18 protein-coding genes and 1 pseudogene are annotated in these 19,773 nt (G+C 70.6%); 7 read left to right on the plus strand and 12 right to left on the minus strand.

Annotation, left to right across the window (positions count from 1 at the left end; genetic code table 11):
- Window positions 1-5: 5 nt before the first annotated feature.
- From N8I87_RS01950 to N8I87_RS01960, 3 genes and pseudogenes are all read left to right on the plus strand, one after another.
- Window positions 6-947 (plus strand): YhjD/YihY/BrkB family envelope integrity protein, encoded by a 942-nt coding sequence (locus N8I87_RS01950; RefSeq protein ID WP_263204945.1) that lies wholly within the window; start codon window positions 6-8, stop codon window positions 945-947.
- A gap of 187 nt (window positions 948-1,134) precedes the next feature.
- Window positions 1,135-2,914 (plus strand): annotated as a pseudogene (locus N8I87_RS01955) (RNA ligase family protein).
- Window positions 2,914-5,853, plus strand: a complete 2,940-nt coding sequence (locus N8I87_RS01960; protein ID WP_263204946.1) for a poly(A) polymerase — start codon at window positions 2,914-2,916, stop codon at window positions 5,851-5,853. The pseudogene N8I87_RS01955 and the gene N8I87_RS01960 overlap by 1 nt, the downstream one beginning before the upstream one ends.
- Window positions 5,854-5,892: 39 nt before the next feature.
- On the opposite strand, the gene N8I87_RS01965 is transcribed toward N8I87_RS01960, so the two are convergent.
- Complete coding sequence (locus N8I87_RS01965) at window positions 5,893-6,285, minus strand: nuclear transport factor 2 family protein (RefSeq protein WP_263204947.1); 393 nt, start codon at window positions 6,283-6,285, stop codon at window positions 5,893-5,895.
- Window positions 6,286-6,392: 107 nt separating this feature from the next.
- On the opposite strand from N8I87_RS01965, the gene N8I87_RS01970 reads away from it, so the two are divergent.
- Window positions 6,393-6,836: a MarR family winged helix-turn-helix transcriptional regulator gene (locus N8I87_RS01970; protein ID WP_263204948.1), complete on the plus strand. Its 444-nt coding sequence runs from the start codon at window positions 6,393-6,395 to the stop codon at window positions 6,834-6,836.
- A 92-nt stretch (window positions 6,837-6,928) separates the two neighbouring features.
- Here the strand turns inward: N8I87_RS01970 and N8I87_RS01975 are convergent, their stop codons facing one another.
- The 4 genes from N8I87_RS01975 to N8I87_RS01990 all read right to left on the minus strand — a co-directional run bounded on the left by N8I87_RS01975 (window position 6,929) and on the right by N8I87_RS01990 (window position 9,948).
- A complete protein-coding gene (locus N8I87_RS01975; RefSeq protein WP_263204949.1) occupies window positions 6,929-7,537 on the minus strand; it encodes a 2'-5' RNA ligase family protein in 609 nt (202 codons plus the stop codon).
- A 91-nt stretch (window positions 7,538-7,628) separates the two neighbouring features.
- A complete protein-coding gene (locus N8I87_RS01980) occupies window positions 7,629-8,489 on the minus strand; it encodes a phosphatase PAP2 family protein (RefSeq protein ID WP_263204950.1) in 861 nt (286 codons plus the stop codon).
- Complete coding sequence (locus tag N8I87_RS01985) at window positions 8,486-9,292, minus strand: polyphosphate polymerase domain-containing protein (protein WP_263204951.1); 807 nt, start codon at window positions 9,290-9,292, stop codon at window positions 8,486-8,488. Before N8I87_RS01985 ends, N8I87_RS01980 begins: the two co-directional genes overlap by 4 nt.
- Window positions 9,289-9,948 (minus strand): DUF4956 domain-containing protein, encoded by a 660-nt coding sequence (locus N8I87_RS01990; RefSeq protein WP_263204952.1) that lies wholly within the window; start codon window positions 9,946-9,948, stop codon window positions 9,289-9,291. Before N8I87_RS01990 ends, N8I87_RS01985 begins: the two co-directional genes overlap by 4 nt.
- A 152-nt stretch (window positions 9,949-10,100) precedes the next feature.
- On the opposite strand from N8I87_RS01990, the gene N8I87_RS01995 reads away from it, so the two are divergent.
- Together N8I87_RS01995 and N8I87_RS02000 are read left to right on the plus strand one after the other, a co-directional pair.
- Window positions 10,101-10,772, plus strand: a complete 672-nt coding sequence (locus N8I87_RS01995; protein WP_263204953.1) for a response regulator transcription factor — start codon at window positions 10,101-10,103, stop codon at window positions 10,770-10,772.
- Window positions 10,769-12,142, plus strand: coding sequence for a HAMP domain-containing sensor histidine kinase (locus N8I87_RS02000; RefSeq protein WP_263204954.1), 1,374 nt, complete (start codon window positions 10,769-10,771; stop codon window positions 12,140-12,142). The genes N8I87_RS01995 and N8I87_RS02000 overlap by 4 nt, the downstream gene beginning before the upstream one ends.
- 3 nt (window positions 12,143-12,145) lie before the next feature.
- On the opposite strand, the gene sigJ is transcribed toward N8I87_RS02000, so the two are convergent.
- Window positions 12,146-13,081, minus strand: a complete 936-nt coding sequence (sigJ, locus tag N8I87_RS02005) for an RNA polymerase sigma factor SigJ (protein WP_263204956.1) — start codon at window positions 13,079-13,081, stop codon at window positions 12,146-12,148.
- A 141-nt stretch (window positions 13,082-13,222) separates the two neighbouring features.
- On the opposite strand from sigJ, the gene wrbA reads away from it, so the two are divergent.
- Entirely contained in the window at window positions 13,223-13,855 is a 633-nt protein-coding gene (gene wrbA, locus N8I87_RS02010; RefSeq protein ID WP_263204958.1) for an NAD(P)H:quinone oxidoreductase, read from the plus strand.
- A gap of 36 nt (window positions 13,856-13,891) precedes the next feature.
- Here wrbA and N8I87_RS02015 read toward each other — a convergent pair whose 3' ends face one another.
- The 6 genes from N8I87_RS02015 to N8I87_RS02040 all read right to left on the minus strand — a co-directional run bounded on the left by N8I87_RS02015 (window position 13,892) and on the right by N8I87_RS02040 (window position 19,663).
- The gene (locus N8I87_RS02015; RefSeq protein ID WP_263204959.1) at window positions 13,892-14,695 is read right to left on the minus strand and encodes a thioesterase family protein; all 804 of its coding nucleotides are present in this window, start codon (window positions 14,693-14,695) and stop codon (window positions 13,892-13,894) included.
- A gap of 400 nt (window positions 14,696-15,095) precedes the next feature.
- Window positions 15,096-15,218 (minus strand): basic helix-loop-helix domain-containing protein, encoded by a 123-nt coding sequence (locus N8I87_RS02020; RefSeq protein ID WP_263204960.1) that lies wholly within the window; start codon window positions 15,216-15,218, stop codon window positions 15,096-15,098.
- 164 nt (window positions 15,219-15,382) lie between these two features.
- Window positions 15,383-16,384 (minus strand): zinc-dependent alcohol dehydrogenase family protein, encoded by a 1,002-nt coding sequence (locus N8I87_RS02025; protein ID WP_263204961.1) that lies wholly within the window; start codon window positions 16,382-16,384, stop codon window positions 15,383-15,385.
- Complete coding sequence (locus N8I87_RS02030; protein ID WP_263204962.1) at window positions 16,381-17,250, minus strand: carbohydrate ABC transporter permease; 870 nt, start codon at window positions 17,248-17,250, stop codon at window positions 16,381-16,383. The genes N8I87_RS02025 and N8I87_RS02030 overlap by 4 nt, the downstream gene beginning before the upstream one ends.
- On the minus strand, window positions 17,247-18,200 hold the full coding sequence (locus tag N8I87_RS02035; RefSeq protein WP_411577178.1) for a carbohydrate ABC transporter permease: 954 nt from the start codon (window positions 18,198-18,200) through the stop codon (window positions 17,247-17,249). Before N8I87_RS02035 ends, N8I87_RS02030 begins: the two co-directional genes overlap by 4 nt.
- A gap of 95 nt (window positions 18,201-18,295) precedes the next feature.
- Window positions 18,296-19,663 (minus strand): ABC transporter substrate-binding protein, encoded by a 1,368-nt coding sequence (locus tag N8I87_RS02040; protein ID WP_263204965.1) that lies wholly within the window; start codon window positions 19,661-19,663, stop codon window positions 18,296-18,298.
- Window positions 19,664-19,773 lie beyond the last annotated feature (110 nt).

Below are 19,773 nucleotides of genomic sequence, written 5' to 3' on the forward strand. Positions count from 1 at the left end.
ACGACATGCCCCGTACCGGAAAGGTGCCGCCCACGGGCATGCTCCGTTCACAGCGCGAGCCCGTCGACCCGTCCCGCCGGCAGAGATGGACCCTTCGGCTGGTCGCCTCCGCCCGGTCCGCGCACACGCGGGCGGCGACCCGGTTTCCGGTGCTCACCCACCTCGTGGACCGCATGGTGTCGGTCAACATCTTCGATTCCGCGACGCGCCTGGCGGCGGAGTGCTTCCTGACCGCGGTTCCGCTGCTCTTCGTGATCGGGGCGTACGCTCCGCCCCCGGTGAGACACGAGCTCATCACGTCTGCCCGTACCGTCTTCGGGCTCACGGGTGCCGCGGACGCCCAGCTCGTACACGCGCTCAGTCCCACGACGGGCAATCTGCGGCAGGCGACCGGCGTGGTGGGTGGCCTGATGGTGCTGCTCTCGGCCACCGCGGTGAGCAGGGCGATGCAGCGGCTGTGCAAGCGTGCCTGGGAGATTCCCCGGGCCGGGACCAGAATCGCCCCCTGGCGCTGGCTGGCCTGGCTCGCACTGTGGCTGGGGGCACTGATGGTGCAAGGCCCCCTGCGTGACGGGTTCGGCGCAGGAGCCTGGCTGGGGATCCCGCTGAACCTGGTGGGTCTGACAGGTCTGTGGTGGTGGACCCAGCACCTGCTGCTCGGCGGTCTGATCGGCTGGAAGCCGCTGCTGCCCGGAGCGGTGATCACGGCGGTCGCCCTCACCGCGCTGACCGGGACCGCCCGCCTGTATCTGCCGCGGGCGCTCAACCACGCCCTCGCCGAATACGGCCCCCTCGGCTCGGTGTTCATCATGCTGTCGTGGCTGATCGTGGTCTGTGTCGCCGTCGCGATCAGCATCAGCGCGGGTGCCGTCGCGGCCCAGGAGCCGACCCTGGCCCATCGCCTCGAAAGCCCGCCTCCGGCCCGGGACCGGACCGCGCAGCCGTGACAACTCCGGCATCCACGTCTTCGGCGGCCGTGCGCCTCATCCGACCCCGGATTGCGAGCAGTTGGCCCGTCGGCGCAGCCAGGCGGTGCCGCGACTGCCACCGGCGGGGTGGATATTGCGTGGCTCCGTCCGGGCCCGATCCCTACAGTGGCCAGGCACGACATCGCCACGGGGAGGCTCTCGGATCATGCGGACGCACTATCCGCGCACACCGCATCTGCCATGGTCCCCGGGTGCGACGCCCGACGATGTGCGGGCCGGTGATCTGACGGGGCTCAGGGGCCGGGAGGTCGTGGTCACCGAGAAGCTGGACGGGGAGAACACCACCCTCTACCCGGACGGGCTGCACGCTCGGTCACTGGATTCGGGGCACCATCCGTCCAGAGCCTGGGTCAAGGCCCTTCAGGGGCGGATCGGACCGGGGATTCCGGCGGGGTGGCGCGTATGCGGAGAGAACCTCTACGCCCGCCACTCGATCGCCTACGAGGGCCTGGAGAGCTGGTTCTACGGCTTCTCGGTCTGGGCCGGCGAGCGGTGCCTGGACTGGGACGACACCGTGCGGTTCCTGCGGAGGCTCGGAGTGCCCGTCCCGCGCGTGCTGTGGCGCGGCGTGTTCGACGAGCGGGCCGTGCGGGCGCTGCGGCTGGATGCCGCGCGGCAGGAGGGGTACGTCGTACGGGCCGTGGACGGTTTCCAGCGCGCGGAGTTCGGGCAGCGGGTGGCCAAGTGGGTGCGCCCGGGACACGTGCAGACCGATACGCACTGGATGCACGCGTCCGTCGTGGAGAACGGACTTGGTCCGGGCGCGGCGCTGTGGGCCGTGCGTTCCGGCGCCGCGCCCGACGTTCCGTCGTTGCTGGCCGCGGTCGGCGTGCCGGAGTACGGCTCCTCCCCCGCTGCCGAAACCGCTGCAGAACCCGCTGCCGAACCCGTGGCCGTCGAGGCGGCCGTGGCCGAGGCGGCCGCGCGACTCGATCTGCTGGGGCGGCTGGGGGACGCACGGCTGGCCGGTGTGCTGGCCGCGCTGCTGCACCGCCGCCCACGGGCCCGGCTGATGGCACGGCTCGCGGTTCCGCTGGGCATGCCGCTGACCCGCCGCGTCGGCGACCTGGTCGGGCTGCACACCGGGCTGCACCGCCCGTTCCCCGACGAGGAGCGCCGCGGCGGGCTGATACGCATGACCACGGCGGTCGATCTGGGGGTGCTGCACGCGGTGGCGAGCGCCGTGCTGGCCGGACGCGGGGACGTGGCGGCCGCCGAGGCACGCGAGCAGGTGGAGTGGTCCGCGCTGCACGCCGAGGAGGCCGGGCTGCTCGGCCGGACACCACTCGAACCCCTGCGCAGCGGCCTGCGCGAGGCGCTGACGGACCTCGACGCCGACGCCGCCGACCGCTGCTGGGCGCAGGCGCGGGAGATGTGTGCCCAGGGGCGGATCGTCAGCGTCGAGGAGGCGCTGGCGGTCGGGGGTGTTTCCCCGGCTGATCCACCTCGTCGGGCCGTCCGGCAGCGGCAAGAGCACGTTCGGCGCGGGCCTGTCCGGTGTCGATGCTCTCGTCTGCCTGGACGACCTGCGTCAGGCGCGTGGCTCTCGGGCGGACCAGAGCGCCAACGCGGACGTACTGCGTGAGGGCCTGGGCAGGCTGGATGCCGCGCTGACGGGGGGCGGCACCGTCGTGTGGGACGCCACCTCCCTCAGCCGTCAGCAGCGTTCCCTGGTGCTGGCGGTGGCGCGGCGCCGTGATGCGCTGGTGACCCACGCGGTCGTCCTCGTCGATGAGGACGAGACCGCGCGGCGCAACGCCGACCGGACGCACCCGGTGCCGGCGGAGGTGCTCAACGCTCAGCTGCGCCGGTTCGACCCGCCCTACCCGGGTCAGGCGCACCGCACCTGGTATGTCGGCCCGGGTGGATCGGTCGACGACATCGCGGGTGCCCTGGAGAGCACCCTGGAGGGAGAGGAGGCGTGATGCGCACCAGCGAGGAGATCTACCACAAGGTCCGCTGGGATGCCCGGTTCGATCCGGCCCGGTTCGTGCTGGGTATTCATCAGCGCGGGGCCGGCGTCAAGCGCGTCCCGCTGCCCTCCTTCACGCCCGGCGGTGAGATCCCCTGGCACCGGGTGCTGTTCGTGGAGGCGGACGGCGAGCTGGTGTGGGACCGGGCGACGGGCACGGACCGTCTCGACGACTGCGACGCGGGGCGGGTACGGCGGCCGCGCCTGCTGAGGCCTCCGTTCTTCACCGCCGGCACGCCGTACGCCTGGCAGGAAGGGGTCGGGTGGTGCCCCGTGACCGATGCTCCCTCTGCGTCTTCGCCGAGCGGGGCGGGCACGATCCGCGTACTGACCTGGAACACCTTGTGGGACCGCTACGACAGTGACCTGATCGACACGGCACGCCGCCGTCCCCTGCTTCTCGACGCTCTCGAGAACGCCGACGCGGACGTCATCGCGCTGCAGGAGGTCGAGCCGCAGCTGCTCGACATGCTCCTGAACGCCGACTGGGTCCGTGCCCACTACACCCTGGACACCGATCCGGAGGGCAAGGACGTCGACGACAGTGGGCTGTTGCTGCTGAGCCGGCTGCCGGTGCGGGAAGCGGGGCGGCACGTCCTTGGCCCGCACAAAGCAGTCACGGCTCTCACCGTGGACACCGCGTCCGGTCCGCTGGTGGTGGCCGCCACCCATCTCAGCAGCGACCATTCCGACAACGGTCCGGCCCGACGGCAGGCCGAACTGGCCCAGCTGGCCGAAGGACTGGCGGGTGTGGACTGCGATCTGATCCTGCTGGGCGACTTCAACGACGGCGGCAACGGGCACGACGGACCGGCCGCCGTACTCGGGATGCGCGACGCCTGGACCGATGTGCACGGGCCGGACGACGCCACCCCCACTTTCGATCCCGTCGTCAATCCGCTGGCCGCCGTCTCCTCTCTGTCCGGCCGCGTCTCCCGCCTGGACCGGGTACTGGTGCGCGGCGACGCACTGTGCGTGGCCGGGGCGGTCCTGCGGGGAGACTCTCCCACCCGGGAAGGCCTGTACCTGTCGGACCACTACGGCGTGGAGGTCGTCCTGGGGTCGGACAACTCCCCCGATTCCCCCGCCGGTACGCGGCCCGGTGGCAGCGACGTCCTCGGCGTGCCGCCGACCGCCCGTACGGCGGTGGCGTGGCTCCCGCCCCGGCGGTTGTGGCCGCAGATCCAGGAACTGCGCCGGCAGCACGATCCGCAGGTCCACCGCTGGCCACCGCACGTCAACCTGCTCTTCGGCTTCGTACCGGAGTCGCACTTCGAGCGGGCCGCACCGCTGCTGGCCGCCGCGGCCGAGGAGATTCCGGCCTTCACCGCACGGCTGGACGGCGTGCACACGTTCGGGCACCGGGAGGACGCCACCGTCTGGCTCGACCCGGCGGCGGACGGCGAGGCCCCCTGGACGGCGCTCGTCCGCGCCCTTGAGCGGCGCTTCCCCCGCTGCCGGGGCCGGGCCGAGGGTTTCACCCCGCACCTGACGCTGGGCCGCACCCAGGACCCTCAGCGGCTGGCCGCCCTCTGTGCGGCCCGGCTCGAGAGCATGACGGCCGAGGTCGGGGAGCTGGTACTGCTGTCTCGCCGCGGCGACGAGCCGATGCGGGAGCGGGCCACCGTCGCCCTGGGCACGGGAGAGGTCCGCTGGCTGCCCGAGACAGGCGCGGTGCGCGGCATCGGAGGCACGGGTGCTGAAGATCCGGCCACGGAGGACGCGTGGCGCGATGCCGACGCCGGGCGGACGGCGCGGCGCATCGCCCAGGCGCTGGCCGAAGGTGCCGTGCATGTCGTCGGATCCCGGCGCATGGGCTGCCACTTGGCGGGGGCCGACCTCGATCTCGTAGCGGTCATGCCCGACCCCGTCGACATGGCGGAGGTGACCGAGCACGTGGCGGTGGCTCTGCCGAACGTCACCCGCGTACGCCGGGTCAACGGCGCCAGGGTGCCGGGCCTGAGGCTCACCGTCGGAGGGCTGGACGTCGATGTGGTGGTGGTCTCCGCCGGGCCGGTGCCCGGTGGTGAGGCGGTGGATCGCCGGACCGAGCTGGGCGAGGCGCGCGCTGTCGCCCTGAGCGCGGTGAGCGACGCCGACGCCGTCCTTGCGGCGATCGGCGATGCCCGGCCGTCGTTCGCCCGGCTGGCCCGGCAGGTGAAGGCGTGGGCGAAGGCCCGCGGTCTGGACTCGGCGCCGTTCGGCGGACTGCCCGGCCTGGCCTGGACGGTCATGGCGGCGCGTACGGCACGTGAGGCGGGGCCCCTGTCCGCCGCCGACCTGCTCCGCCGCTTCTTCGCCACCTGGGCCGCCTGGGACTGGCGAGAGCCGATCTCCCTGTCACCCGAGGCGACCCCCGCACCGGCACCGCACGCCGCAGTGACGGTCATGACACCCACCGCACCGGTCCGCTCGTGCACCGAACAGGTCACCGCGGGCATCCGGGACCTGCTGACCCAGGAGCTCTACCAGGCCTGGGAGACCCTGGAGAAGGCGGCCGGGACGGGCGGCACCCCCTGGCCCGAACTGCTGTCGCCCCCACCGCTGCACCGCCGGCACGCGGCATGGGCGATCCTCGCCGTACGCCCGTACCGTGGCGAGGAGTTCGAGGAGACCCTCGGCCGTTTCCGGGGCCGGGTCCGGGGTCTGGTCAGCGCCCTCGAAGAGGCCGGGACGACCGACGCGCACGCCTGGCCCCACCCCTTCGACGCCGGCCCGCGCTCGGCCCGGTACGCGATCGGACTCGGCCTCGCCCCGCCCGACGCGGCAGGTCTGGCCGAGACCACCGACAGGTGGAGCAGGGTTCTCCCAGGGGTCGACATCACTTGGGCGGAATGCGGCGCGGTGCCGACGCTGACTCAGAGGCCCGGTCCCGACGGCGGACTCGTATGAAGGGGTGCGATCGCGTGAACGGGTGCGATCGCGCCGCTTCTAGCGGGCGCTGCCGATGTTGCGGTCGGCCTCGTCGCCCTGGAGCATCAACGTCGTCTCTTCGATACGGCTGAATCGGCCGTCCGGCGCGAGGTCGGCGAACACATAGACCTCCATGCTCACGGCCGAGCCGTCCTTCTTCGTGATGTGGGCGGTGTGCCGGTCGGCGTACCTGCTGCCGTCGTACAGCTCTTCGTGAACCTCGACGTGGCCGTCGGCAACCACGTCACGCAGGTGGGTGATGTGCTCGAGGAAGTCGGCGCGGTCGGCCCACTGCCCGTCCGTGCGCTGGCGGTACTGCGGGGCGAAGTGGCGGTCCACTGCCTCCCGCACGGTGAGGTCCCGGTTGAAGAGCAGGTCGGTGAGGGCGGTCTTGATTCCCGTGCGAGTCATGGGAGTTCCTTTCAGGCAGGAGCATGGAGAGGATAATGCGTGCGCCACGCACGCATTTCTTGAACCATAGCACCCAATGCGTGCGCAGCGCACGCTATTCTTGTGGTGTGGAGAACGACGTAGGACACGAGATCGCGGACGCGCTGGGCATCCTGCTCAGGCGCACCACGCGCACACAACTGCACAGCAAACTCACCGAGGGCATGGGCGAGGCGGTGGACGAACTGACGTACCCGGTGCTCAGCGCACTGGCCCGGACCGGACCCCGCAGCGCGGCCGACCTGGCTCCCGACGCCGGAGTCGACCGCTCCGGTGTCACCCGGCGCGCATCCCGGCTGGAGGCCGCCGGACTCATCCGCCGTGAGGCGGACCCTGATGACCGGCGTGCGCACCTGCTCGTTCTCACCGAGCGGGGCCGGTCGACGGTGGCGGAGCTGCGTGAGCGACTGGCCGCCCACATCATGGCCGGCCTGTCGTCATGGCCGCCGGGTGAGGCCGAGACGTTCGCCCGCCATCTGCGCCGGTTCACGGTAGAGGGTCCGTTCGCGTAGGCACGTATGCGGGTGGCCGGCCTGCGCGGCAGGAGGCACGCGCTGCCCTTCGGGACGTGCAGAGCGGCGGTCGAGCGATCGGCGTCGACCGCTCAACCGCCTTCCCGTGGTCGGCTGACCTCGCCCGTGCCGAGTGTGATCACGGCCCGCGGCCGCATGGGCCCCTCGCCGCGCCGGGAGAGCAGGACCACCTCCTCGACCGCCGCCGACAGCGCGCCGAGCCGCACATCGCACTCGGCGGCCAGACGCTTGGGATCCTGGGTGCGGCCGAGGGACAGATGCGGGGTAAAACGGCCGCCGCGCCCCTGGCAGAGCGGGAACCGCAGGTGCAGCTCACGCTGGAGACGGGTCCACGGCGCCGGGTCCGCCGCGGCCGGGTCGAGCCATACCGTCGCGTACTTCCGGTGCCGGAAGTACCGCACCCCGGCCAGACGCGCCGTGAACGCCGCGCTCTGCGTCGCCCCTGCGGCCAGCAGCGGGACCGCCCGCGCGAACTCCTCCTCCGGCACGAAGCCGAACAGCAGATTCACATGCGGCGGCCACCGCCGCACCTGCGGATCGTGTTCCCAACGGATGTCCTGAATCACCGGCCAGAGCTCCCGCGGCGGCAGCCAGGCCACCGCCGTCCGGCCCGTCGGCGCCACCTCGAGCACGTCCAGGGGCTCGGCCCCGGCCCCGCCGAACACCGGATTCCCGTCCACACGGCCGTGATCGCAAAGTCGGCCCGGAAACCGTCGGGGCCGTGCCGAAACCATCATGGCCGTGCCGGGGTCCCGTCCGCCGGACGCGGAGTCAGTTTCCGTTGACCGCGACTTCGTAGTCGCCGATCAGGTCACCGAGGAAGGTGCCGGCAGTGAGGTCGCTCGGGACGTGACCGGCCATGTAGAGGCGGGAGTAGATGACCTCGTCCTGCATCCACCGGTAGTCCTCGGCGCGGTGGGCGGAGAGGGCGCCGAGGATCGTGACCGCGGTGGCGGCGCGGGCGGCGTGGCGGGAGGGGTAGGAGTACGGGCCCTTGGCGCCGGGCTTGATGTGCTTGTCCGGGCGCAGGCTGGGGTCGAGGACGAAGGGGGCGGGCTGCTTGTCCTTGGCGGCGAGGTCGTCGCTGACCGTCTTGGCCAGCTTCAGTGCCGACTTCAGCTCGGCCTTCTCCGCGGTGCCCTGCTGGGCGGGGATGAGCTCGCGCTGGTCGTGGAGGTACAGCTTCCAGATGTCCTTCTTGCCGTAGAGCTCCAGCCAGGTGGCGGCCTTCTTGCCGGCGGCGGTACGGGTCTTGGCGAGCTGCTGGACCTGGCGCAGTTCGGCGGCGCGCTCGGCGGCGATGGGCGGGGCGGGGACCTGCTGGGCGGCCCAGGCGGCGAACGCCTTGTCGTCGCGGGCGGTGCCGTGCTCGGCCTTCCACTGGGCGAAGACGGCGTCGGCCTTCTTGCGCTGGGCGGCGGCCTGCTTGCCGATCGGGCCGATGGCGGCGTCGGTGAAGAGCTTCGGGGGCGGGTTCTGCTTGATGCGTTCGGTGGCTCCGGGCTTCTTCTTCGCGGTGGTCGACGCGGCTGCCGGGCTGGTCTGCGACCGGAGCACGCCGAAGGCGGCGGCTGCGACCGCGAGGAGAGCGATGACGGCGTACGGCCATGAGATGCGGCGCGGGGCGTTCATGCGGCACGGGTCCTTTCGAGGTGCGGAACCGTCTGGAAGTGGGTGCGGAGGACACGGCGGACGTCGTTGTCGGGCAGACCGGGGGTGAGCAGGGACTGGCCGACGATGTACTTGCTGAGCGAGACCGGGCGGGCGCCGAGGCGCAGGAGCAGCCGGTCGGCGGGGGCGGGGCGGATGCCGCCCTTGGTCTCGACGAGGACCGTCTGCGGGTCCAGGACGGCCGTGCGGTGTCCGTGATGGCAGGTGAGGGTGCCGTCGAGGGTGACGCGGCTGCCGTGGTGGAGGTCGGCGAGGGCCGCACGGACGTAACGGATCTCGGCCACGGGCCCCAGGTCGGCCGCGGTGACCGGAACGGCGGCCCGGTGCAGCACCTCGTCGATGAACTCGGCGGCTTCGGTGCCGAGTTGGCCGTACGTGTGCGGCTCGGCCTTCAGGGCGTGCTTGACCGTGGCGCCGCGTCCGTCCTTGGTCTTCACCTCCACCCGGCACAGCCCGTCCTCCGCGTACAGGCGGGTGCGGACCTTCCAGCGTCGCCGACGGCGCTGGATGTGGGCGTGCCAGGCGCCCAGTTGCGGGGTGTCGAAGTAGGTGCTGAGGTAGCTGGTCGTACGCCGGCCGTCCAGGTCGAGGACGTGGTGGCTGTCCGCCAGCCGGCCCACGAAGGCGCGGGCGCGGTCGAGCGGGAGCAGATACTTGCGGTCGGTGCGGTGCTGGAGGGCGGCGACCGCGTCGACCTCGGCGAGCGTGGCGCCGCGCAGGGCCGAAAGACCCAGTCGCTCCTCGAAGGCGGACGTGGAGGTCATGGGACCACCACCGGCTCGTGCGGTTCGGCGTCTATGGCCGTTGCGGGCTCGTCGGGCCCGGCCGGGTAGCGGGCGGAGACGCGCGTGGTCTCGCGTACGTAGTCCACCTCGTCCACCTCCACGGACACCGGAGCCTGGCCGAAGCGGAACGCCACGTCCTGGGCGATGAGCCCGGGCTCGGGGTAGATCCGGTCGAGGGTCAGCTTCACGGTCCGGGTCGGCGGCTCGTACCTGCCGGGGTCGTCGACCAGCAGCACCGCCACCAGAACCGCCAGGCCCAGCACGGCCACAAGCCAGACCTGGCGCTGCGGCAGGCCGGTGCACAGGGCGATGACCAGGGTGACGAAGGTGTACGCGACGTCGCGTAGGGTGAACGCCGCACTGCGCAGCCGGACGAGGGACAGGATGCCGAACAGGCCGAAGCCGACCCCTGCCGGGAACTTCCCGGAGCTGATCGTGCTCATCGCGGCGAACAGGCCGATGTTCAGCGCGGTCAGCACGAACGGCATCGCCGGTGCGCTGGGGCGGCGCCGGTAGAGCCGGCCGACCAGGACCAGCAGGGCTATGACGTCCAGGCCGCCGCGGGTCATCAGATCGGTGGGCGCGATGTGGTCGGTGATGCCCTTGGCGGCGAGCATCGTGACCGCTGTATACATGTCTGTCCCTTCCGTCCCGGCGCGTAGGACGGCGGACCGGTCGCGGCCCGCGGAGCGCCGCGACATGAACGACGGTAGGGATGTCACATGAACAGACCATGAAGCCTCCCGCCAGGAATCCCGGCACCCGGCGGGCGGCTAGCCTGACCGGCATGCACTACCTGGTCGTCGACGACGAGACCCGCCTCACGGACTTGGTTGTCCACTACCTGACCGAGTCCGGCCACACCGCCGAGGGCCGCTACGACGGGCCCTCCGGCCTTGCCGCCGCCCGCGACCCGCGCCTGGACGCCGTCGTCCTCGACGTGATGCTGCCCGGCCTGGACGGCCTGGAGGTGTGCCGGACCCTGCGTGCCGAGGGCGTCGACGTCCCGGTGATTCTGCTCACCGCGCGCGGCGCGATCACCGAGCGGGTCGCCGGTCTCGACGCCGGCGCCGACGACTACGTGGTCAAACCGTTCGCCATGGAGGAACTGCTGGCCCGACTGCGCGCGATATCCCGGCGCCGCCCCGACTGCTCCGGCCGTGTCCAGGTCGGCGACCTGGTCCTCGACCCCGAGCAGCAGCGGGCCTGGCGTGCCAACGCCGAACTCGACCTCTCCCGGCGGGAGTTCGACGTCCTGCGGGTGCTCATGGAGAACGCCGGGCGCGTGGTCACCCGCACGCAGTTGCTCGACGAGGTCTGGGACGGCGAGACCGACCTGCGCAGCAATGCCATCGACGTGCACGTCTCCAAGGTGCGCGCCAAGGTCGACCGGGCCTTCGACCGTACGACCATCACGACCCTGCGCGGACGCGGCTACCGGCTGGAGACCGCCCCGTGAACCCGACCGGCCGGCCGCGGACCTGGTTCCGGCGGCTGCCCGTCGTCACCCGCCTCGTGCTGGCCGTCGCCATCACCATGTCGCTGGTCCTGGCAGGCACGGCGGGCCTGGTCTACTGGCGGGTCAGGACCGCCTTGGACCAGCAGCTGAACGACGACCTCACCACCTACCGGCGCAGTCTCGACCATGCTGTACGCACCGGGGCGCAGCTTCCTCCGGGCCCCAGCGGCAGTCTCCAACAGGTCTTGGACGCGCACGGCCGCGTGCTGCACTCCAGTGACGCCGTACGACACCAGCTGCTCCTGACCCCCGCCGAACTCGGCGCCGTCACGCGAGGAGCCACGCTACGGTGCGACATCGGCTCCCTGCTGCCGATCACCGCGGACACCCTGCGCCTCCAGGCCAAGCGCGTCACCGCGGACGGACAGCCCCGTATCGTGATCGCCGCCGTGCGGCGCGGCCACCGCGACGAAGCCCTGCGCGAACTGCTCGCCCAGCTCGCGCTCGCCTCCGGCCTGACCCTCGTCGCCGCCTCCTACGTCGGCTACCGCACCGCCCGCGCCGCCCTGCGCCCCGTCGAGCGCTACCGCGGCGGGGCCGCCACCCTCGCCGACGGCACCCAGAACCTGCGCCTCGACGTACCCGGCGACCGGGACGACGAGATCACCCGCCTCGGCCACACCCTCAACCACATGCTCGACCGCCTCGAAGCGTCCGCCGAACGCGAACGCAGATTCGTCGCGGACGCCAGCCACGAACTGCGCACCCCGCTCACCGTGATGCGCGCCGAACTCGACGTCGCCCTGCACCGCCCCCGCTCCGCCGGGGAACTCACCGAGACCCTGCGCTCCGTGGACACCGAGGTCCAGCACTTGATCGACCTCTCCAACGCGCTCCTCGACCTGGAGGAACTCGGCAGCACCGACCACGTCACCCGAGCCCCCGTACGGCTCGCCGATCTCGTCGACACCGCTGTCGCCCCGCATCTGCGCCCCGCCGAACGCGCCGGGCGCGACCTGACCGTCGAGGCAGCCGACACGACCGTCGACGTCGATGCCCGATGGCTGAGACCCGCCATCGGCAACCTCGTCGACAACGCCCTGCGCCACGGCCACGGCAACGTCCACCTCACGGCCACCGTCCAGGGCAGCAGACTGCGGCTGCGCATCACGGACACCGGACCCGGCTTCCCGCCCGAGTTCCTGCCCCGGGCCTTCGACCGCTTCGCCCGCGCCGAAGCGAGCCGCACGAGCGAGGGCTCAGGCCTCGGACTCGCCTTCGTACACGCGGTCGCCACCGCCCACGGCGGCACCGCGTACGCCGAGAACACCGGGCAGGGGACCGCGGTCACGCTCGACCTGCCCTGCTGACGTTCAGCCGGCCGTCCAGGAGCGGAGCTTGTCGGGGTTGAGCACTGCCCAGATGTGCTGGATCCGGTTGCCCGTGACGTCGAACGCCATCACCGACACGGTGACACCGTCCAGTCGAGCGACCAGACCTGGCTGACCGTTGACCGTACGCTCGACGAGCGCCACGCCGGCCCCCGCGACGGACCGGTCGACGAAGAAGCGTGCGACCTGCCCGGCGCCCTCGATCGGGTGCGGCGCGGCATTGGCGAGTCCGCCACCGTCGCCGGTCGCCGTGACCTCAGGGTCCAGCAGGCCGATGAGGGCGTCGATGTCCTTGGCCTCCCATGCCTGCTTGAAGTCTCTGACGATCTCGGCGCGCCGGGCTGCCGAAGCCGCGTCAGGCTGTGGAGTTCGGACTCGCCGTCGCGCCGAAGCGGCCAACTGGCGGCAGGCGGCCGGGGTCCGGCCGACGATCTCGGCCACCTCGGCGAAGGGGTACCGGAAGACGTCGTGCAGGATGAACGCGACGCGCTCGGCCGGAGTCATCGCGTCGAGTACGACGAGGAAGGCCATGCTGACCGACTCGTCGAGGGTGACCCGGTCGGCCGGGTCGACGGTGCCTGCGCCCGGCCGCCCGCTGATCCACTCCGTGCGGTCGGGCAGCGGCTCCGGGATCCATTGGCCCACGTAACGCTCGCGCCTGGCACGCGCCGAGCCGAGCAGGTCGAGGCAGATTCGGCCGGCGACGGTCGTCAGCCAGGCTCCGGGTGAGTCGATGGCTTCCTGGCGCTGCGGGGACATGGCGTACCAGCGGGCGTACGTCTCCTGTACGACATCCTCGGCATCGGCCAGGGAACCCAGCAGCCGGTACGCGAGATTGGTCAGCCGGCGCCGCTCACTCATGATCGCGCTCAGCCCCGGTTCGGGCCGGCCGTGTCCTGGCTCGGACGGGTTGCTCATCGTGTCACCGACTCCCTCGGACGCCCCACCTCACTCCTCACGACGATCCGTCGCAGCGAAATGTGAGGCCGGCACGTCACCACACATCTCGCGGGGCTGTGTCGTCGTACCGATCAGACCCGCACAGGAGGGAAACCGAGCATGGAACCCGTGAACGTCGCGATCATCTACTACAGCTCCACCGGCACCGTACATACCTTGGCGCAAGGCGCTGCCGAGGGCGCGGAGAAGGCCGGCGCCACCGTGCGACTGCGCAAGGTTGCCGAAACGGCCCCGCCGGATGCGATCAGCGCGAGGCCGGAGTGGGCCCGACATCTGCAGGACACCGCCGATGTCGCCGAGGCCGGCCACGACGACCTGGAATGGGCCGACGCGGTGCTGTTCGGTACCCCCACCCGCTTCGGCAACCCGGCGGGCCAGCTCAGGGCCTTCATCGACGCCACCGGCCCCCTGTGGTTCCAAGGCAAGCTCGCGGACAAGGTGTACTCGGCCTTCACGGCGTCCAACACCGCCCACGGCGGGCAGGAATCGACCCTCCTGGCGCTGGCGAACACGTTCTGCCACTGGGGCGGCATCATCGTGCCTCCTGGGTACACCGACCCCATCCAGTTCCAGTCGGGCAACCCCTACGGCACCTCCCATGTGGCCGGCGACGGCCCGCCCGGTGAAGTGGCCCTGCAGGCGGCCCGCCACCAGACTCGCCGTGTCGTCGACACCACGGCCGCGCTCAAGGCCGGCCGCACCGTGATTTCCCACGGGCGCATGCGGGGTTGAGGTCCTGACGGACAAGTCGATGAGACCCTGCTCGGCTCAGGTACGCGCGGCCACGTACAGGCTCTGGGTACTGCGGCCGAGCGGGCCCTTCTCGTCGTGCAGGGCGGACTCGGCAAGGCCGATGCCCGCGCCGTCCACCATCGTCCGGGCGTCCAGGCAGACCCATTCGCCCTCGGGATGGCGGTGCAGATTGACGCTGAGGTCGGCGTTGATGAACACGTAGCGGTGGAAGTCGAGCGCGGCACTGACGCCGTTGCCCGAATCGGCGGCCGTCAGCACCCTGCTGAGCGGTGTGATCTCCTCTCCGGCGACCAGGGGGACCCGCATCCGCATCCACGCCGTGGCCGGCCCTGGCTCCAGGAACGAGCCGCCCGCGAAACGTATTTCCATGGCCGTGTGGTAGCCCTGGTCCCAGGGCACCGGGAAGAACGCCTTCGTGGGTACGGTCCCGGGCCCGGGCACCTGCCGGCCCGGCGACACCTGCGGTACCGAGTCCGGCGCTGTCTTCATCAGCAACGCCGTCGCCCGCATCACCTCCTGGCCGCCGCCGTCGGGTGTCACAGCCACCTCCACGAGCTCGACACTGCGCCCGGCACGCAGGACGCGCGTGGCCACGGTCAGCGGCCGTATCGGAACCGGGCGCATGATCTCGTACGTGAGCCGGGCGACCCGCATGTCCGGCCGTCCGCCCGGCCGTTCCTCGACGGCCAGGGCGAGCAAGGCGGCCGGCGGCCCGGCGTGCTGGGAGTCGGCGTCCCAGGGGCCACGGGTATAGGCACTGGGAAGGAACCGGTCGTCGGCCTCCCGCTCGTAGAAGGCCTCGACCTGCGACATCGACATGACTGTCCCTCCCTGCCACATGGACTACTCACCGACCATCCTACTAAGCGCTTGCTCACAGTTCTTCTCGTCGATCGGCGAGATATGGGGATGCCGCAGATCCGCAACCTGCCGCGGGGAGCCCGATGTACGCACGCAGCCCTGCGTGAGTGGCCGGAAGGCCGTAAGTGGTCAGGTCCTGGCCGATGTCACCCGCCGTGTTCCACCATCCTTCGCCGAGGTCGGCGAGGGCATACAGAAGCCGCTGCTGGGGGCGGGGAAGGCTCGCGTACAGCGGGCGGGGGTCGGGCAGCGGGCCGGGGAACAGGTCCGCCAGGACCGCCTTCGCCTTCGCCCTCCCGCCTTCCCCCACCTCGCGCGCCGCAGTCGCCGACTGCCTGGGACGGCCGCTCGCCGCGACCTACAGGTGGATACCGACGATCCCCGCGCGCACCGGCACAAGGAACTCGGCGATCTCGGCCTCCTCTAGCCGGCAGTCGGGCCGGGAGCAGGGCTGCTCCCGGCCCAGGCAGCCGGACGGCATGGCGCGGGAGGGCGGTCGGCGTCTTGAGCGTCGAGGGCATGCGTCGGGGGCTTACCTGCCGTGGCCGGCCAGTGTGTGCGCGACCAGTGCGTTGGCGTGACCGTGGCCCATTGAACGACTGGGCGTGGCGGCTTCTTGTGTCCCCTCTGCCGAAACCTGGGTGATCAGGCCCCCAGGCCCGGCTGCACCTGTATCTTGCGGCCCTCCCCTGCCTGGAATCGCTTGAGTGCCTCGCTGTAGGAGGCGAGCGGCAGGCGGTCGCTGATGAAGATCTCCGGGTCCAGCACGCCGGCGGCGAAGAGTTCCGCGGCGCGTTCGAAGCTGTGCAGAACCGCCATCGAGCCGGTGATGGTTATCTCCTGGTTGTAGATCCGGTAGGGCTCGATCGTCGCCCGGGCGGCGTAGTCGGAGACGCCGAACTGCAGATAGGTGCCGCCCTTGCCCACCCGGCCCAGGGCGTCCTGGATCGCGTTCTCGTTCCCCGTGGCGTCGATGACGAGATCCCAGCCGCGGGGCATGTCGATCTTGTCTGCGGATGTCACGGCGTTGCTGCACCCCAGCGTCCGCGCGGTTTCCAGGCGGGCGGAATTGATGTCGATGACGTCGACACTGGCGGCGCCCGTGCGCTTGGCCAGCTCCAGCATCATCAGGCCCATCGTGCCCGAGCCGTAGATGAGCACGTGATTGGCCAGATTGCTGCGCAGGACGTCGTACCCGCGTATCGCGCAGGCCAGCGGTTCGATCAGGGCGGCGTCGTGGGTGGAGACGTGGTCGGGCAGGACGACGCAGTTGGCGACCGGGGCTACGGCGTATTCCGCCGCACCGCCCGCGGTCGTGACGCCGATGGCCGCCCAGCGCTCACACAGGTTGTTCCTGCCGAGGCGGCAGTAGTAGCACTCGTTGCAGCTCAGTGAGGGGTCGACGGCGACGCGGGCGCCCACGGCCAGTTCGGTGACGTCGCGGCCGATGGCGACCACCTCACCGGCGAATTCGTGGCCGGGGACGATGGGCAGCTCGGGGGCGAATTCGCCTTGCAGGATGTGCAGGTCCGTGCCGCACAGGCCGCAGGCCGCCACGGCGACGACGACCTCTCGGGGGCCGGGCGTGGGATCCTCCACGGTGACCATCTCGATGGTCCCCTGCTCGGTGATGAGTGCGGCCTTCATTTCACGGCTCCCATGGTCAGACCCTGGACCAGGCGGTCCTGAGCGGCGAATCCGGCGATGAGAACCGGGATGGACACAGCGACGGCCGCGGCACAGACCTTGGCCAGGAACAGACCCTGACTCGTGACGAAGCTGGTCAGGAAGACCGGCCCGGTCGAAGCCTGGACCCCGGTGAGCACCTGGGCGAACAGCATCTCGTTCCAGCTGAAGATGAAGCAGATCAGTGAGGTGGCGGCGATGCCGGGCGCCGCCATCGGGATGATGATCCTGCGGAAGACGGTCGGCAGGCCGGCACCGTCGATCGCGGCGGCCTCCAGGATCGCCACGGGGATCTCCGCGAGGAAGGACCGCATCATCCATACGGCGATCGGCAGGTTCATGGTCGTGTAGAGGATGACCAGGAGCCAGATGTTGTCCAGCATCCCGAGGTTCTGGGCCGCCAGGTAGACCGGAAGCAGGCCGGCGACCACGGGAAGCATCTTGGTGGACAGGAAGAAGAACATCACGTCGGACCACTTGCGCACCGGTTTGATCGACAGTGCGTAGGCCGCGGGAATGGACAGCGCGAGGACGAGCAGGGTCGAGAACACGCTTGCGGTCGCGGAGTTGATCAGAGCCGGCCAGGGGCTGGCCCCTGTCGAGGCGCCGAAGAACTCACGGTACCCGTGCAGGGTCAGGTGCGCGGCGACGGAGGGCGGATTGGTGGCTGCGTCCGCCTCACTGTGGAAGGAGGTCAGGACCATCCAGGCGAACGGCGCGAAGAAGAGCAGGCCCACGATCCAGCCGGCCAGTCCTACGACGGCCTTGGAGTGGTGTCTGAGGAAGGGGTCGCGGTGCCCGCGGGGCCGGGCAAGGGTGGTGCTCATGAGGTCTTCTCCTCCCGCAGGAGCGTCGACACCGTACGCAGTGCGAAGGTGGCCACCACGATGGTGCCCAGCACGACGATGACGCCGGCTGCGGAGGCACGACCGTAGTCATGTGCCTGATAGAAGGTCTGGTAGATGGTGTAGGGAAGGTTCGCGGTACCGAGCCCACCCGAGGTGATGGTGAAGACCGCGTCGAAGTTCTGCACGATGTAGACGGACCCGAGCAGTGCCGCCAGCTCCAGGTATCGGCGCAGATGAGGCAGGGTCAGATGGCGGAATATCTGGAAGGCGTTGGCGCCGTCCACCCGGGCCGCCTCGATGATCTCCAGTGGGCGGCTCTGCAGTCCGGCGAGCAGGATCAGCATCATGAAGGGCGTCCACTGCCAGATCAGGGAGACGGCAACGGCGGCCAGGGGTGAGGAGCTGATCCAGTCGGGCTGTGGCGGGTTGTCCGAGCCGAACAGCGACCAGATCCAGGTCAGGGCGCCGTTGAGGAGCCCGTACTCGGGGTTGTAGAGCGCGTGCTTCCACAGCAGCGCTGCCGCGACGGGGACGACGAGGAACGGGGCGATCATCATGGTTCGTACCGCTCCGCGCCCGCGGAACTTGTGGTCGAGCAGGAGCGCCACACCCAGGCCGAGCAGCAGGCTCAGCAGCACCACACCGGCGGTCAGCCACACCGTGGTGATCACCGAGGCGCGCATGTCCGGGTCACGGAAGACCAGTTTGTAGTTGGTGAACCCTGCCCAGCCGCGTTCCTCGGGCCGCAGCGCGTCCCAGTTCATGAAGGAGATCACCAGTGTGGCGACGAACGGCAGCTGGGTGACGATCACCATGTACACCAGCGCCGGCATCATCGGGGCGCGCCTGGCCCAGGCCCTTGCGCGGCCCGACGGTTGCCGAGATGCCGCGGCCGTATGTGACCCGGCGGGACGTCTTGCTTTCTGCATCAGGGCACTACTCACTTGTGTTTCTCCGCTCCGTGGGGCCCCCTTGCCCCTGTGCGAGGGGAAGGGGGGCCGCACAAGGGGCATGGGGAATGCGGTCAGTTGTTCCGGTACTTGGAGGCAACCTGCTCGGCCAGCTTCTGTCCCTTGTCGAGGGCCTGCTTGACCGACTGGCGTCCGGCGATCGCGGCGGACACTTCCTGGGTGACCTTGGTGCCCAGGTCCTGGAACTCGGGAATGGTCACGTACTGCACGCCGACCGTGGGGCGGGGCTGTGTCCCGGGGTTCTTCGGATCGGCTTCGCTGATGGCGGTCAACGTGGCCTGGTAGAAGGGCGCCGCGGCCTTCTGGTAGTCCCGGTTGTCATAGGTCGACTTCCGCTTGCCGGCCGGGACCCGGGACCAGCCGAGCTTGTCACCGACGAGCTTCTCGTAGTCCTGGCTCGCGGCCCACTTGACGAACTGGGCGCCGGCGTCCTGGTGCTTGCCCGCCTTCGGCTGGGCCAGGGCCCAGGTCCACAGCCATCCGGAGGCCTTGGTGTCGGTCACCGGCGCCTGCGCGTAGCCGACCTTGCCGGCGACGGGCGAACTGGGGTCTTCCAACAGGCCGGCTGCCGATGTGGCGTCCATCCACATGGCGGTCTTGGACTGCGTGAAGTTGTTGAGGCACTCGGCGAATCCGGCCTGCGGGGCGCCGGCCTCGCCGTGCTTGCGGACGAGATCGACGTAGTCCTCGGTCGCCTTGGTGAAGCCTTCGCCGTCGACCTGGGCCTTCCAGTCCTTGGTGAACCAGGTGCCGCCCTCGGTGTTGACCACGGTGGTCAGGGCGGCTCCGAGCTCACCCCAACCCGGCTTGCCCCGCAGGCAGATGCCCTTCATGCCCTTCTCGGCACCGTCCGCCTTGGCGGCCAGGTCGGCGACCTGCTTCCAGGTCGGGCGGTCCGGCATGGTCAGGTGCTTGGCGTCGAAGATGTCCTTGCGGTACATCAGGAAGGATGACTCGCCGTAGAAGGGCTCGGCGTAGAGCTTGCCGTCCTGGCCGCGCAGCCCGTCCGTCATGGACGCGAAGACATCGTCCTGCTTGAAGGAGGGGTCCTGGGCGACCGTGTTGTCCAGCGGTGACAGCCAGCCGTTCTTGGCCCACAGCGGGACCTCATAGGCGCCGACCGTGACCACGTCATAGCCGCCCGCCTGCGTTGCGACATCCTGCGTGATCTTGTCCCGCACCTCGTTCTCCGGCAGCACGGTGAAGTTGACCTTGATGCCGGTCTTCTTGGTGAACTGATCCTTGGTCAGCTTCTGGAGGTCGAGCATCTGAGGGTTGTTGACCATGAGCACGTTCACGGTCTTGTCACCGTCGCCCCCGCCGCTGCCTCCCGCACCGGCACAGCCGGTGAGCAGGGCGGTACAGGTGAGGCCGGTCAGGGCCGCCGTCGTCAGTCTGGCCCTGGTGGGTCTGTAGTGCATGGGAGCACCTTTCTTGGGGGAGAACAACGAGCTGGGAAGGGTCTTACGCCTAGGCATGACGGCGTGCTTGAGGGAGCCCGCGAGGCAAAGGCCTCGGGCTTGGTGGTTCG

This window comes from Streptomyces sp. HUAS 15-9, assembly GCF_025642155.1.
Taxonomy (GTDB): domain Bacteria; phylum Actinomycetota; class Actinomycetes; order Streptomycetales; family Streptomycetaceae; genus Streptomyces.